12 protein-coding genes are annotated in these 15,154 nt (G+C 44.2%); 3 read left to right on the top strand and 9 right to left on the bottom strand.

Annotated elements, in window-relative coordinates; genetic code table 11:
* Positions 1–2 precede the first annotated feature (2 nt).
* From B4G81_RS04090 to nifJ, 4 genes are all read right to left on the bottom strand, one after another.
* Entirely contained in the window at positions 3–602 is a 600-nt protein-coding gene (locus B4G81_RS04090) for an O-methyltransferase (RefSeq protein WP_294080437.1), read from the bottom strand.
* Positions 603–730: 128 nt separating this feature from the next.
* On the bottom strand, positions 731–2,203 hold the full coding sequence (gene pyk, locus B4G81_RS04085) for a pyruvate kinase (RefSeq protein ID WP_294080364.1): 1,473 nt from the start codon (positions 2,201–2,203) through the stop codon (positions 731–733).
* Between the two features lie 47 nt (positions 2,204–2,250).
* A complete protein-coding gene (gene aroQ, locus B4G81_RS04080; protein WP_294080363.1) occupies positions 2,251–2,673 on the bottom strand; it encodes a type II 3-dehydroquinate dehydratase in 423 nt (140 codons plus the stop codon).
* A 198-nt stretch (positions 2,674–2,871) separates the two neighbouring features.
* Entirely contained in the window at positions 2,872–6,450 is a 3,579-nt protein-coding gene (gene nifJ / locus B4G81_RS04075) for a pyruvate:ferredoxin (flavodoxin) oxidoreductase (protein ID WP_294080362.1), read from the bottom strand.
* A 340-nt stretch (positions 6,451–6,790) separates the two neighbouring features.
* Here nifJ and B4G81_RS04070 point away from each other — a divergent pair, with 340 nt between their 5' ends.
* On the top strand, positions 6,791–8,959 hold the full coding sequence (locus B4G81_RS04070; RefSeq protein ID WP_294080360.1) for a bifunctional alpha,alpha-trehalose-phosphate synthase (UDP-forming)/trehalose-phosphatase: 2,169 nt from the start codon (positions 6,791–6,793) through the stop codon (positions 8,957–8,959).
* Positions 8,960–9,070: 111 nt separating this feature from the next.
* Here the strand turns inward: B4G81_RS04070 and B4G81_RS04065 are convergent, their stop codons facing one another.
* The 5 genes from B4G81_RS04065 to B4G81_RS04045 form a co-directional block, all read right to left on the bottom strand.
* A complete protein-coding gene (locus tag B4G81_RS04065) occupies positions 9,071–10,867 on the bottom strand; it encodes a glycoside hydrolase family 15 protein (protein WP_294080358.1) in 1,797 nt (598 codons plus the stop codon).
* Between the two features lie 269 nt (positions 10,868–11,136).
* Entirely contained in the window at positions 11,137–11,277 is a 141-nt protein-coding gene (locus tag B4G81_RS04060; protein ID WP_294080356.1) for a hypothetical protein, read from the bottom strand.
* Positions 11,278–11,314: 37 nt separating this feature from the next.
* Positions 11,315–11,629, bottom strand: a complete 315-nt coding sequence (locus tag B4G81_RS04055; protein WP_294080354.1) for a hypothetical protein — start codon at positions 11,627–11,629, stop codon at positions 11,315–11,317.
* Position 11,630: 1 nt separating this feature from the next.
* Positions 11,631–12,674 carry an asparaginase gene (locus B4G81_RS04050; protein ID WP_294080352.1) on the bottom strand — a complete coding sequence of 348 codons (1,044 nt, stop codon included), beginning with the start codon at positions 12,672–12,674 and terminating at the stop codon, positions 11,631–11,633.
* A 165-nt stretch (positions 12,675–12,839) separates the two neighbouring features.
* Positions 12,840–12,965 carry a hypothetical protein gene (locus B4G81_RS04045; RefSeq protein WP_294080350.1) on the bottom strand — a complete coding sequence of 42 codons (126 nt, stop codon included), beginning with the start codon at positions 12,963–12,965 and terminating at the stop codon, positions 12,840–12,842.
* 186 nt (positions 12,966–13,151) lie between these two features.
* Between B4G81_RS04045 and B4G81_RS04040 the strand changes: the two genes are divergently transcribed.
* Positions 13,152–13,574 carry an OsmC family protein gene (locus B4G81_RS04040; RefSeq protein ID WP_294080348.1) on the top strand — a complete coding sequence of 141 codons (423 nt, stop codon included), beginning with the start codon at positions 13,152–13,154 and terminating at the stop codon, positions 13,572–13,574.
* Between the two features lie 237 nt (positions 13,575–13,811).
* Positions 13,812–15,071 carry a phosphoglycerate kinase gene (locus B4G81_RS04035; protein WP_294080346.1) on the top strand — a complete coding sequence of 420 codons (1,260 nt, stop codon included), beginning with the start codon at positions 13,812–13,814 and terminating at the stop codon, positions 15,069–15,071.
* Positions 15,072–15,154 lie beyond the last annotated feature (83 nt).

The following is a 15,154-nucleotide window of genomic DNA, read 5'->3' as shown; positions in this document are numbered from 1 at the left end:
TGTTATTTCTTCCTTATCAGAGTTAATCCGTCGCGAAGAGGTAAAATCACCTTCTCCACCCTGTCATCATCCGCCAGTTTACTATTAAATTCCATGATACTGAGAGTTGCACGGTCGTTACTTTTGACCTCCTCCATTACTTTTCCATACCAAAGGGTATTGTCTACCAGTATATATCCACCTTTCACAGTTTTATGAAGAGTGGCCTCAAAATAATCCCAATAGGACTCTTTACCCGCATCGATAAATGCCAGGTCAAAGCTTTCATCCGCAAACTGCGGCAGAATGTCCAAAGCATCCCCTATATAGAGTGTGATCTTGTTTCCATATTCCGACAGGGAAAAATTATGCCTGATCCGGTCCTCCAGTTCGTCATTAATCTCAACAGTATACAGTTCGGCATCCTCTTCAAGCCCTTCCGCAAAACAGAGAGCCGAATATCCAACAAAAGTACCTATTTCCAGTACTCGTTTCGGGCGGATCATTTGGGTAAGCATTTTAAGAAACCGTCCCTGCAAATGCCCGGAAGTCATGATTCCCTGCAACAGATTCACATGCGCATCACGATCGATCTTTCTCAACACTTCCGGCTCCGGATCCATATGAGACAGTATATACTCTTCTATTTTACTCAACAGCCATTCTTGTTAATTATTATCACTTAGCCATTCAACCACTTAAGTACTCAATCACCTAACCATTTAGGCACTTAATCACTTATCCTCCTAAATCACATCGTATAATCGGGTAAGTTATATTTCTCTTTGGCTTCAAGAATTCTCCATGCATCTATAATCTCCAGGTAAGTGGTCCCGCCGGTTTCACCAAAACTACCACCCAGATAAGCTACCCTGTCCTGGGATTCGATCATTTTTTTACTGATCAACCGTTTGATGGCTTCCGTGAAATAGGCTCTCCGGCTCTCCTTGGTATTGCCATCTCCTTTCCCCTCCTGATATTCCGCCCATATACCATATGACATGGCCAGTTCACGGGCCAATCTTTTGGTAGTGGTAATGGCATAGACGGGGCTTTTTCCGCGGAATGCCGCCAGCACCCGCGCCGTACGCCCCGTATGGCTGTCGGTGATGATGGCCTTTACATTCAATTGTGCACACGATTTCACTGCTTGTTTGGCCAGGAATTCGGTTACTTCACGATTATCGGCCGGATCATAAGGAACACGGATGTCATTCTCAGAAAGTTTTGTCAACTCTGCCTCATAAGCGGTCTTAGCCATGGTACGCACCGCTTCCACCGGATATTTACCATAAGCTGTTTCCCCACTCAACATAACTGCGTCGGTACGATAATAAATTGCATTGGCAATATCGGTAATCTCGGCACGTGTAGGACGCGGATTATTGATCATGGAGTGCAACATTTGGGTAGCCACTATAACCGGTTTCTTATGGCGAATAGCTTTTCGGATCAGTATGCGCTGTATACCGGGTATTTTTTCCTGCGCCACCTCTATCCCCAGATCGCCACGGGCAATCATCATGCCATAAGCCGCTTCCAGAATCTCATCAGCATTATCCACACCTTCCTGATTCTCTATCTTGGCAATAATCTTGATAGGACTGCCTAACTCATCGAGTATCTCCTGTACGGCTTCCACATCCTCCCTGTTTCTGACAAATGAATGGGCTATAAAATCCACATCATGCTTTGCGGCAAGACCGAGAAAATTCTTATCACGATCGGTAATTGCCGGCAAGTTGATCCGTACACCGGGAATATTCACACTCTTACGGCTACCGATCACTCCATCATTTTTAACGCTACACATCAAATGACCGTTCGCAACCTCAATCACTTCCAGGTCTACTTCACCGTCATCAATCAGGATATCATCACCTACATGCATCTCGTCAGTGATATTCCGATAAGTAATATACAAAGTCTCCCTCGAAGATATCCCTTCAGGATTTCCTATAATTTTTATTTTGTCGCCTATTTTCAATTCAATAGGATTCTCCAGCACAGTAGTGCGAATTTCCGGACCTTTCGTATCTACCAATATCGCTATTTGGTCCGATACGGCCCGTACATTATTGATAATCTTAAGAAAACCTTCTTCGTCGAGGTGGGCAGAATTCAGTCTTACCACATTCATTCCTGCCTCATAGAGTTGCTCTAAAAAAGGCACATCACAACGTTTATCGGAAATAGTGGCAATAATTTTCGTATGTTTATACATATATATGTTGATTTGTAAATTTAATGATGAGATAATTTGTTGATTAATTATTTTGTCGCGCGAAGCGCATCAAGAGCCAACCGGTAAGAATCAGTACCGAAACCGGCAATCACACCAAGGCAAACAGCCGAAAGCATTGAGTGGTGACGGAACTCTTCCCGCGCATGTACATTGGAAATATGCACTTCCACTACCGGAGCCGTCACCGACTTGATAGCATCACGAATGGCTACCGAGGTATGGGTATATCCTCCGGCATTGAGAATGATACCGTCACTTTCAAATCCGGATTCCTGTATCTTATTGATAATCTCACCTTCTACATTCGACTGGAAATAGCCAATCTCAACATCGGGATTCTCCGCCCGCAACCGGCCCAGATAATCTCCGAAAGTCTGACCGCCATATATTTCAGGTTCCCTGACACCCAGCAGGTTGAGATTTGGTCCATTGATAATTTGAATTTTCATAACCTTGGATTTTCTTTAGATTGCAAAGATACAACGTTTTCGTTAAGCAAGTGCAGAACAAGTTTACTTGTTTTGCCGAGCGCAGAAAACGACTAATGCAATTGAACGTTTTCGTTAAGCAAGTGCAGAACAAGTCAAACAACCAGGGGTATCACAATAAAGTAATACCCCCGGCAATATAACAGTTATGGATACTTCTTAGTTCGCTTCGTCGATCTTCGCAGCCGGTTCCTCTGCCACAGGATCAGCAAACGATGCTTGAGCCATACGTTTATAAGAACGGTATCGCCATTGTGCATTTTCTTTCGCTGCCGCAAAGAGTTGGTCTGCTTCACGTGGAAACGACTTCATCAACTGGGTGTAACGCACCTCTCCGAGCAGGAAGCCCTTAAACTTATCCCAATCAGGCTCTTTGCTGTCGAGTTGGAAAGGATTTTTACCTTCTTCCTCAAGACGTGGGTCGTAACGCCATAAGTGCCAGTACCCGCATTCAACGGCTGCTTTTTGTTCCGATTGGGCGTGTCCCATTCCTTTTCTCAATCCGTGACTGATACAGGGAGAATAAGCAATTACAATAGAAGGGCCATTATATGATTCCGCCTCCCTGATTGCCTTGAGGGTTTGTGCCTGATTGGCTCCCATGGCCACCTGAGCAACATATACGTATCCATAGGTGGTAGCGATCATACCCAGATCTTTTTTGCGGACCCGTTTTCCTGCTGCGGCAAATTTGGCGACTGCAGCAATTGGCGTGGATTTAGACGATTGTCCGCCGGTGTTGGAATATACTTCCGTATCAAGCACCAGAACATTGATGTTCTGCCCGCTTGCCAGAACATGATCGAGTCCTCCAAAACCAATATCGTAGGCCCAGCCATCCCCTCCAAATACCCAGATCGATTTCCTGGAAAGGTATTTTTTCAAAGAAAGGATTTCAGTAGCGATATAGCTATCCACCCCTGCGAGTGAAGCTTCGATTTTGGGAGCCAACTCTTTCGACAAATCAGCATCTTCTCCATTCTCGATCCATTCACGGAACAGCCCTTGCTGCTCTTCATTGAATTCTCCGGAATTAAGTGCTTTTTGCATCAAATCCCGAAGTCGGTTACGCATACTCATATGCGCAATGGCAAAACCATATCCGTATTCGGCATTATCTTCAAAGAGTGAGTTTGCCCATGCTGGACCTTTTCCCTCTTCGTTTTTGGTATAAGGTGTAGACGGTGCAGAAGCACCATAGATAGATGAACATCCCGTCGCGTTGGCAATCATCATCCGGTCTCCATATAACTGTGTAACCAGTTTCACATAAGGAGTCTCACCACAGCCTGAGCAAGCGCCGGAGAATTCAAACAGAGGTGTGGCAAACTGGGAATTCTTCACATTCAGCTTCACATCTACCAGATGTCCCTTACTGCTCACGTGATTCATCATATAATCCCAGTTTTTCTGGTTATCATATTGTGTACCGATTGGTACCATTTCGAGTGCCTTCTCTCCTTTCTTTCCGGGGCATACATCCACACAATTCTCACATCCCAGACAATCGAGCACATCCACTTCAATACGATATCCCATATCGGCAAACTGCTTACCCTGTGCCTTCAGTAATTCCACACCTTCGTCCAACCCTGTTTGTTCTTGCTCTGTAAGCAGAAATGGACGGATAGTAGCATGGGGACATATATAAGCACATTGATTACACTGGATGCATGCATCGGGGTTCCATACAGGTACCATGGCTGCCACCCCACGTTTCTCGTAAGTGGTGGTACCCATCTCCCATGTACCGTCTTCACGGCCCGAGAAAACAGATACAGGCAGGTCATAACCACGTTGTGCATTAACCGGACGTACCACCTTACGGATAAATTCAGGTGCATCATCTGAAGTTTCTGCTTCTGTCCGGATATTGATCCATTCCTTCGGTATCTCCACCTGTTCCACATCACCGCCACGATCGACTGCCGCATAGTTCATTTTCACCACCTCTTCTCCTTTCCGACCATAAGACTTCACGATAAATTTCTTCATCTGTTCTACCGCCAGATCATAAGGGATTACGTTGGATATTTTAAAGAACGCCGATTGCAGGATAGTATTGGTACGGTTGCCCAATCCAATCTCATTGGCAATTTTCGTAGCGTTGATAATATAAAACCGGATATTGTTTTCGGCAAAATATTTTTTGATATGGTCAGGCAAATGATCGCCAACTTCCTCTTTCGGCCATACAGAATTGAGGAGGAATGTACCATTCTTTTTCAATCCGCGGGTCACATCATAAAGATGCAGATAAGCCGGCACATGGCATGCCACAAAATTGGGTGTATTTACCAGATAAGTAGAACGAATGGGATTATCACCAAAACGAAGATGTGAACAGGTAAATCCTCCTGATTTTTTTGAGTCGTAAGAGAAATAAGCCTGTACATATTTATCGGTATTATCACCGATGATTTTGATAGAGTTTTTATTGGCTCCCACGGTGCCATCCGAGCCCAGTCCATAGAATTTAGCTTCATAAGTAGCCTCATCTATGGTGATTTCTTCTTTCAAAGGAAGAGATTTGAATGTTACATCATCGACAATACCCACAGTAAAATCGTTCTTCGGAACGTTCATCGACAGATTCTCAAATACTGACATCATCTGTGCGGGAGTGGTATCTTTGGAGGAAAGACCATAAATGCCGCCCACGATCTCGGGAGCGTTTTCTTTTCCATAGAAACTATCCTTTACATCGAGGTAAAGCGGTTGTCCTGCCGCTCCGGGTTCTTTGGTACGATCGAGCACCGCAATCCGTTTCGCTGTTTCCGGAATTGCCGATAAAAATACCTCGGCTTTAAAAGGACGATAGAGATGAACGGCTACCATCCCCACTTTCTCTCCTTTCTCATTGAGGTAATCAACCGTTTCGCGAAGGGTTTCTGTTACCGATCCCATGGCAATCACCACTCTTTCTGCTTCAGGATCTCCATAATAATCGAACAAACCATATTTGCGGCCGGTCACTGCTGCCAGCTTTTCGAGGTATTTCTCTACTATCCCGGGCACTGCCTCATAGAAGGGATTGGATGCTTCGCGCGCCTGGAAATATATATCGTCATTCTGTGCCGTTCCTCTTGTGACAGGACTGTCAGGATTCAATGCGTGTTCACGAAACGCCTTCAAAGCATCCTGATTAATAAGCGGTGCCAGATCGTCGTTCGATAGAGCTTCTATTTTCTGTATCTCGTGGGATGTACGAAACCCGTCGAAAAAATGAAGAAATGGAATACGACTCTCTATCGCAGCCAAATGTGCTACGGCCGCCAGATCCATCACTTCCTGCACCGACCCGGTGGCAAAAAGTGCGAAACCGGTAGGCCTTGCTGCCATTACATCCTGATGATCGCCGAAAATGGAAAGGGCGTGTGAAGCCAACGCGCGTGCCGACACGTGAAATACGCCGGGAAGCAATTCACCCGCTATTTTGTACATATTAGGGAGCATCAATAACAAGCCTTGTGAAGCAGTGAAAGTAGATGTAAGCGCCCCCGCCTGCAAAGAGCCGTGTACAGCGCCGGCCGCACCGGCTTCTGATTGCATCTCCTGTACCAGTACCGGCTGTCCGAAAATATTTTTTCTTCCCGATGCAGCCCATTCATCCACATATTCGGCCATCGTGGAGGAAGGGGTTATCGGATAGATCGCAGCTACCTCGCTAAACATGTAGGCGATGTGAGCGGCAGCCTGATTACCGTCGCAGGTTAAATAAATTTTTTGTTTTGCCATAATTATATGATGATGTTACTGTAAAATTACAACCTTTTGTCAAGTTTCCTTTATAAATTGTTGCCCATACCTCAAACTACAGGATGGATTATTACTCATTGTAATTTGAACGACGAAATTACTACAAAAATGTGGAAGCAACAAACCATCATATTATTTGTTCACCCCGGATTGATATAAAAACAGCTAAAAACATAAAAATATGTTAAATAATAATCTTTCCCCAAGATTATGACGTTATATCAATAATATCAATGTGCCACCACGTCAATTCCTCGAAGATCAGGATAACTTTTTCCGATCATGACTATCGCCTCTTGATGCTAAAGTATTGAAAAATATGAAGATAATTATAATTGCAAACAGATTGCCCGTCAAAATTAAAAGGGAAGAGGAAGGGTTTTGCATCGTCCGCAGTGAGGGTGGTCTTGCCACAGGCCTCGGATCATTAGAAACCGATTCCGAAATATTTTGGGTAGGTTGGCCCGGAATACATACTGAAGATGAAAATGAAAAACAGGAGATTACCGTAAAACTACATGAGATGAATTTTCATCCCATTTTTTTGTCTGCCAACCAGATAGAAAATTATTACGAAGGCTATAGCAATAGTATTATCTGGCCTTTGTGCCATTATTTTTTCTCCTATATGGAATACAGGGCAGAATATTGGGAAGCCTACCAGGAAGTGAACAGGCTTTTCTGTCGGGAGGCAATCTCATTTATCGAGAAAGAGGATACGGTATGGGTACAGGACTACCAGCTGATGCTGTTGCCCAACATGATTCGTATGGAAAAACCGGATACAAACATCGGCTATTTTCACCATATACCGTTCCCTTCCTACGAACTTTTCAGGGTACTCCCGGAAAGGGAAGCTGTACTGGAAGGATTGCTCGGCGCCGATCTCATCGGGTTTCATACACATGACTATATGCGCCATTTTATCAGTGCCATCTACCGTGTCCTCAACCTGAACTGCACCCTCGACGAGATCAATCTGCAAGACCGGATAGTGCATGTGGATGCATTCCCTATGGGCATTAATTATGAACAATATCATAATGCACCCTCGTTGCCTGAGGTGAAAGAAAAATCGAAACAGCTTCGAGAAGAGTTAGGCGATACCACTATACTTCTCTCCGTCGACCGGTTAGATTACAGCAAAGGGATTCTACATCGCCTGCAGGGTTTTTCGCAATTCCTTCAGCATCACCCTGAATACCACGAGAAGGTATCGCTGGCAATGATTGTGGTTCCATCACGCGATACCGTGGATATCTATGCCGACCTGAAAACAAAAATAGATCAGACTATCAGTGAGATCAATGGGCAGTATTCCCATTTGGGGTGGACGCCGATTTATTATTTCTATCGCAGTTTTTCGTTCGAGGAACTGACGGCTATGTATAATATTGCTGAAATCGCCCTGGTAACCCCCCTGCGTGATGGGATGAATTTGGTTGCCAAGGAGTATTTGGCCTGTAAAGGAGAAAATAGCGGCGTTCTTATCCTCAGCGAGATGGCTGGTGCCTCCATAGAATTGCAAGATGCCATCATCATCAATCCCAATGATGCGGTAGAAATTGAACAGGCTATTGTAGAGGCACTAACCCTACCCGAAACAGAAAAAAAAGAACGGTTACAGGAAATGCAGCAACGCATTTCTACCCAGGATGTAAAGAAATGGGCGAAAGATTTTGTGAAAGAGCTACAATCAATAAAGGCCCAAAATAAGGAGATTCTACAAAAGGTAGTAGGAAAAAGACAACTCAACCAGATCAAGAGTGCTTATGACGATGCTACATCCCGACTGCTCATGCTTGATTACGACGGGACGCTTACCGCCTTCGTCAAAAGGCCGGAAGATGCTATCCCTTCATCTCAGTTGCTTGATCTTTTACAAAAGATGACTTCCGATAAAAAGAATAAAGTGGTGATCAATAGCGGACGAAACCGCCAAATGCTTGACCAATGGTTCCGGGAACTCGACATTGATTTTGCCGCCGAACACGGCATCTTTTACAAAGAGAACGGTCAATGGCATGAAAATATGCCGGAGAAAGTGGAATGGGATGATGAAATCCTCGACATACTTCAGCATACCATAGACAAAACGCCTCGCTCCCATCTGGAAAGAAAGGATGCCTCTTTAGTATGGCACTATCGCAACGTGGATGTATGGCTTGCCGAATTACGCACGCAACAGTTGGTGAATGCCCTTATAGGGCCCTGTTCCCGATTAAATCTTCAGATTGTACCGGGAAATAAGATCGTGGAGATCAAATCACCCGATTTCAATAAGGGAAGCGAAGTATTGCGGCGGTTGGCACAAAAGGATTACGCATTTGTCTTGGCGATAGGCGACGATACTACCGACGAAGATATGTTCAGGGCGCTGCCACCGCGAGGTGTGAGCATTAAGGTAGGGAACTTCTCTCCTGCAGCTAAATACCGTATCCCCTTACAGTCATCCGTCATCACATTCTTATCGAATCTCATTGAATAGATAAACTTGCCTATGGATTTTATAGACCATCTTATCCCGAATAATTCATTTCGATATCCATTTTCCGTTACTGGCAAAACAAGCTCGGCATCGACCGGAAGGAGGCTGCCGCTACGGACGAATAAACTGCGAGAGCCTTTTTTCCTCAGAAAAGAGAACAGCAGTATTGATAAAAGCAAGATGTGAATAGGCCTGGGGGAAGTTACCCAACTGACGTTTGGTCTTAAAATCGAGATCTTCACTATAAAGCCCCAGATGATTGGAATAGGAGATCATTTTCTCAAATATCTCACGGGCCTCCTCTGTCTCGCCGATTTTGAAAAGTGCTTCGATCAACCAGAAAGTACAAATAGTAAATGAAGAGGTGGGCACTCCAAAATCATCCTCCGCCTTATATCTATACATAAGTCCTTCATGATAGAGATTCTCCTTGATTGCCCTCACGGTTTTCACATACCGTTCATTGTCGGGTTCAATAAAATCATAAAATTGCATAAGCAGTAATGACGAGTCGTAATCATTATTTTCATAGGCCTGCGTAAAACATTGCAGCTCTTCATTCCAACCTTTTTCATGCACTTCTGCTTTTATAATATCGGCTTCACGACGCCATGTTGCGGCATAATACTCTCTCTGCAAAAGCTCTGCGATTAGTGATGCCCGGTCGATGGCTACCCAACTCATCACTTTAGAGAAAACAAAATGCATCTTTTTGGTCCGGTACTCCCAGATGCTTCTGTCCGGTTTGCGCCAGGAAGCCAATACCGAGCGTACCAGGTTTTTGATGATTTCCCATATCTCCTCTATCTCATCCTGAGTGCCCGGAAAATAAAGATAATATTTATAGATGACATCCAGTAGATACCCGATAGAGTCATTCTGTTCCTGGTAATAGGCGGCATTCCCGATCCTCACGGGACGGGAAATCTCATAGCCGCTCAAATGAGGCAGCTCCTCCTCCGTCAGATCACGCTCACCCCGTATGCCGTACATGATCTGGATCGGCTCGTTGCGTGACGACTTCAGGATACGTTTCACAAATTTGATAAAGCGTTCTGCGGATGACCTCTGCTTCATGAACAACAATGTATCTATCGACATGGAAGCATCACGCAGCCAACAGAAGCGGTAATCCCAGTTCCTGTTCTCCCCGAGGCTTTCGGGAAGGCTGGTAGTTACCGCTGCAAGCATGGCACCCGATTGTTGGTAAGAAAGCAGTTTCAGCACGAGCAAACTGCGCTTGATCATATCATTATATTGATAGTAATCCCTGGAACGATTCACAAAATTAAGCCAGTACACCTTCGTCCGTTCATACTCCAGCAAGATACGGTTGATATCCACCGTCATCAGCTTCTGGTTATAGGACAAAAGAAAGAAATGGTGACCGGTCAGTTCAACCTCTTCACGATTGATCACCGGCTCCGGATCCAGACTGGTATACAGATACACTTTATCCTCCGAATTTTCTACTGAATAAGATCTGATATAACCATCGATTATTTCATGGTGCACCTCTCCCCGGGCGTAATTCATCTTTGGATCATATATTACCTTGACAAGGGGGCGGCCTTTGAAGACACGTATATAACGGTGTATCTCCGGAGGCATGTAATAAAGGGTATCCTCTGTGCGGTAGCGGGGCATGTAATCGAATACGATAAATCCGCTCTCAGGCGACTCAAACCTGGTCAGCAGCATATTGGTATGTCCGTGGTAATTCTGGGTGATGGTATATTCATCCGACACTTCAAAATGAAAACTACCTCCTTTTTCTTCATCCAGCAGTTTGGCAAAGATGGAAGGAGAGTCGAAATCAGGCAGACAAAACCAGTCGATACTCCCGGTCTTCGATACCAACGCTGCAGTGCGGCAATTCCCTATTATTCCGTAATCCAAATTCTTCATCCTAATCAATTTTACAGGTTCCTAAAACTTCTCTCTGAAAACAAATGTACTTGAAAACCGAGGTTTTTCCAAACTCACAGAATGAAAAACTGTTATTTATGGTTATCCTATTTCTTTTTGATGAGGATGTGACTGCAATTCATGGCGACACAACTAAAAAAATCACTTTCTTTGGAGATTGAGAGGTATACTGCTCCCATAAAAAAGGATTTAGTTTTATGCTTTAATCGAACTGCAACCATCATTAGCATTGAATTTTATTTCACATTTTATCGTATCAATTCCGTAATTTTATCTGCGGCAACTTTGTACCCTTCACTTGTCAGATAGATATAATCACCCCCGTACAGCCCCTCTTTGGTGGTCCCCTTTTCATCGACATACCAACCGGTAGGGTTCACATATTCCATGTGATGAAACGGGTAGGCTGCTAATATATCATGTACTTTATCGCATTTGACACGGAGTGCCGCCTGTTTCTCCTTTCCTGCCGGAAAAAGCCCCAAGAAAATAATTATGTGCATCGGGAAATTGTGTGCGGGCTTCATCCACAACGGCGATAGTCCCTTCCGCCGTATCTCCTCCTCCCAGGTTATTGATGCCAATGGCGATAACTACATTCTCAGGCTTACAAACATTGTAATTGCCATTCTGTAGACGCCATAACAGATGCTGGGTACGATCGGAGATAAACACCGGCGACCCTGTACCAATCCGCGCCTTCAATCCAGCTTTGGTAAGTGTTAAGAATAAATTTTTCATCTTACCCTCTCACTGTCAATTCTCCACGACGGGGAACAGGCATAAGACGGTTTACTTCTGCCGGTGTTTTTCCTTCACCGAAAAGAATCATCAACTTGGTAAGAGCAGCTTCGGTAGTAATATCATGTCCGCTAACAACTCCCAGTTTTTCCAGACGCTGCCCGTTCTCATAGCGATGCATTTCTACCCCTCCATAAAGACACTGGGTAACGTTGACAATTACTATTTCCCGTTCTATCGCATCCCGCAACATGTCTGTAAACCATGGATAAATAGGAGAGTTTCCCGTGCCATATGTTTCCAATACTACACCTTTTATGCCGGGAATTGCAAGATGCGCCTGCACCACCTCTTTTGTGATACCAGGAAACAACTTCAAGATCACCACGTGAGGATCCATCGCATAATTGAAGTATACGGGTTTCGTATAATCCGGCTTAAGGATAAACTGGCCACTATATCGAATATTAAGGCCTGCCTCACCCAGATAAGGATAATTGGGACTGGTGAATGCGCTGAAGTTGTTGGCATTGATCTTCGCTGTACGGTTTCCGCGCATCAGCAGGTTTTGCATATACACACACAACTCCGGAACGATTGGCCGGCCGGCAGCATCTTTATCGGCCGCAATTTCAAGCGCCGTGATAAGATTTTCTTTCCCGTCCGTCCGGAGTTTGCCGATAGGCAGCTGCGATCCGGTCAGTATCACAGGTTTGGTAAGATTATCCAACATCAAACTTAGCGCCGAAGCAGTATAAGCCATCGTATCAGTACCATGGAGAATAACAAAACCGTCAAATTCATTGTAAAGGTCTTCAATTACATGTACTATATGCTGCCAGATAGAAGGCGACATATCAGAAGAATCGATGGGAGGATCAAACAGGTAAGTTTCCACATTGAATTTCAAACGCTTTATCTCCGGCATATTAGCATATAAATGACTAAAATTAAACGGTTCCAAAGCTCCTGTCTCCGCATTTTCTACCATTCCAATGGTTCCTCCTGTGTATATCAGGAGCACCTTCGCATTTCTATCGATCATACCTGCATAAATTTTATGCAAATATAGCAGTTTGAAAGGCATTACTTATCTTTTTGATAGAATTTAACCTCCAAACGGAAATAGTTGCGCTCAAAAACTTTACTTTTTCTTAATCCGATCCATTCCTATCATTCCGATTCCGGGACAAAAGCAACAGCATCTATTTCAATCAAAAAATCCGGGTGAGCCAATGTAGATAGTCTTTCCACTCCCCTGTGTAGTCACAATTTGTGTAAATACAGGATTTTTTGAAAGTCCATCAGGATTAATGTATTCTACTTTGTTACTCATTTTTTTTACTTGTTTAGTTGTTAGAGATCGGTTTACCTCTCGATCAAAAGTCTATTCTATGGTAATCCGTATTTTATCTTTATCCTTTTTCATAACATATAAACAGGCACGATTGCTGTCGCTTGTGTTATCGAACTAAACCGGTATTGAATTGTTTAGTTTATTACATAATTATCAACTAAAGATATGGCAACACATTCTATTCAAACGGTTTGGAGGGGAAATAATATTTTCGATACTGACATCGACGGGCATAAGATTACGATTGATCTGGCAGTAGAAGCAGGAGGAGACGATGAAGGCCCCAGACCCAAGAAGTTACTTATGATTGCAGCCACAGGATGTACCGGGTTAGATGTGGTGGAGATTGTCCGCAAGATGAGAATCGATCTCAAGGGTTTTGACATCCGCATGGAAGCCGAAATGAGTGAAGAACATCCCAAGCAATATACGTCCCTGAAAGTAATCTACGAATTTGAAGGTGATAACCTCCCGGAAGAGAAGCTGGAACGGGCATGTAAGCTATCGTTCGACAACTATTGCGGTGTATTGGCCATGTACAAAAAAGCAGTGCCGGTGACCTATGAAATAGTCATAAAGAATGCCTGAATTTTTCTTCTGACTATTACGGAAAATTTTCCATATTTTTAGTAACTTTGCACCTTATTCGGCTCCGCCAATTCTATTGCTATTCGGCTGCGCCGTTATTCGCACTTCGTGCGTTATTCGCTTCGCGTTATTTCCCGCTTTGCGGGATAATGCTCAAATTACAACCGAACAACAATCGAATAACAACTGAATTACAATTGAATTACAATCGAACAACAAATTAATATATTCTGGATTATGCAAACAATGGACACTTTTAATTTTGCCGGTAAAAAGGCATTCGTGCGTGTGGACTTCAATGTACCTCTCGATGAAAATTTCAACATCACCGACGACACACGTATCCGCGCAGCTATCCCTACACTGAAAAAAATACTGAAAGATGGGGGCAGCGCCATTATAGGATCACATTTAGGCAGACCGAAAGGCCCGACCGATAAATTTTCACTCAAGCATATCCTCCCTCGCGTATCTGAATTGTTGGGAGTGGATGTGCAGTTCGCCAACGACTGCGTAGGTGGAGAAGCAGAAGCCAAAGCTGCCGCATTGCGTCCCGGCGAAGCATTACTACTCGAGAACCTCCGCTTTTACGCTGAAGAAGAAGGCAAACCCCGTCCGGCTGCAGACGCCACCGAGGAAGAGATTGCCAAAGCAAAGAAAGAGGTGAAAGAGTCACAGAAAGCATTCACCAAGAAATTGGCTTCGTATGCCGATGTATATGTAAATGACGCTTTCGGTACTGCCCATCGTGCCCACGCTTCCACAGCGCTGATTGCGGACCATTTCGATACCGACCACAAACTGTTTGGATACCTGTTGCAAAACGAGATTACCGCCGTGGAGAAAGTGATGAATGAAACGCAACGTCCTTTCACAGCAATTATGGGTGGTTCAAAGGTATCTACCAAAATAGAAATCATCCAAAACCTGTTAGACAAAGTAGATAATCTGATCCTTGCAGGAGGTATGACCTACACCTTTGCCAAAGCATTCGGGGGAAAAATCGGAGATTCTATTGTAGAAGATGATAAACTCGACCTGGCGAAAGAACTGGTGGAACTGGCAAAACAGAAAGGTGTGAACTTAGTGCTGGCCACCGATGCAAAAATTGCAGACAGTTTCAGCAATGATGCCAAGACCGACTTTGCCTCTGTAAATGAAATTCCTGACGGATGGGAAGGACTCGATATAGGTCCGGATTCGGAAAAAGCTTTTGCCGATGTAATTAAAAACTCAAAGACCATTCTGTGGAACGGACCGGTCGGCGTATTTGAATTCGACAACTTCGATAAAGGATCCCGTGCTGTATCCGATGCCATTGTAGCTGCTACCAAAAAAGGTGCTTTCTCACTGGTAGGTGGTGGAGATTCAGTTGCTTGTGTCAATAAATTTGGCCAGGCCGATGAAGTATCGTATGTTTCTACCGGTGGCGGTGCCCTGCTTGAAATGATCGAAGGCAAAGTGCTTCCGGGAATCAAAGCAATCCGCGGATACTAATAAACAGATAAAGCTAAAACATAGCTTTCAGGTAAAGTAACCAGTCTTGGTTCTAAAAAGTCAATCTAACTCAGGGGTGGAAC

Origin of the sequence: Proteiniphilum sp. UBA5384 (assembly GCF_002410825.1) — a bacterium.
Lineage (GTDB): Bacteria > Bacteroidota > Bacteroidia > Bacteroidales > Dysgonomonadaceae > Proteiniphilum.
The sequence above is the reverse complement of the archived record's forward strand: the minus strand, read 5'-3'. Positions and strand labels throughout refer to the sequence as shown.

Coding starts and splice junctions, on each gene's coding strand:
- B4G81_RS04090 (WP_294080437.1), bottom strand. CDS start 602: ATGGATCCGGAGCCGGAAGTGTTGAGAAAGATCGATCGTGATGCGCAT.
- pyk (WP_294080364.1), bottom strand. CDS start 2,203: ATGTATAAACATACGAAAATTATTGCCACTATTTCCGATAAACGTTGT.
- aroQ (WP_294080363.1), bottom strand. CDS start 2,673: ATGAAAATTCAAATTATCAATGGACCAAATCTCAACCTGCTGGGTGTC.
- nifJ (WP_294080362.1), bottom strand. CDS start 6,450: ATGGCAAAACAAAAAATTTATTTAACCTGCGACGGTAATCAGGCTGCC.
- B4G81_RS04070 (WP_294080360.1), top strand. CDS start 6,791: ATGAAGATAATTATAATTGCAAACAGATTGCCCGTCAAAATTAAAAGG.
- B4G81_RS04065 (WP_294080358.1), bottom strand. CDS start 10,867: ATGAAGAATTTGGATTACGGAATAATAGGGAATTGCCGCACTGCAGCG.
- B4G81_RS04060 (WP_294080356.1), bottom strand. CDS start 11,277: ATGGAATATGTGAACCCTACCGGTTGGTATGTCGATGAAAAGGGGACC.
- B4G81_RS04055 (WP_294080354.1), bottom strand. CDS start 11,629: ATGAAAAATTTATTCTTAACACTTACCAAAGCTGGATTGAAGGCGCGG.
- B4G81_RS04050 (WP_294080352.1), bottom strand. CDS start 12,674: ATGATCGATAGAAATGCGAAGGTGCTCCTGATATACACAGGAGGAACC.
- B4G81_RS04045 (WP_294080350.1), bottom strand. CDS start 12,965: ATGAGTAACAAAGTAGAATACATTAATCCTGATGGACTTTCAAAAAAT.
- B4G81_RS04040 (WP_294080348.1), top strand. CDS start 13,152: ATGGCAACACATTCTATTCAAACGGTTTGGAGGGGAAATAATATTTTC.
- B4G81_RS04035 (WP_294080346.1), top strand. CDS start 13,812: ATGCAAACAATGGACACTTTTAATTTTGCCGGTAAAAAGGCATTCGTG.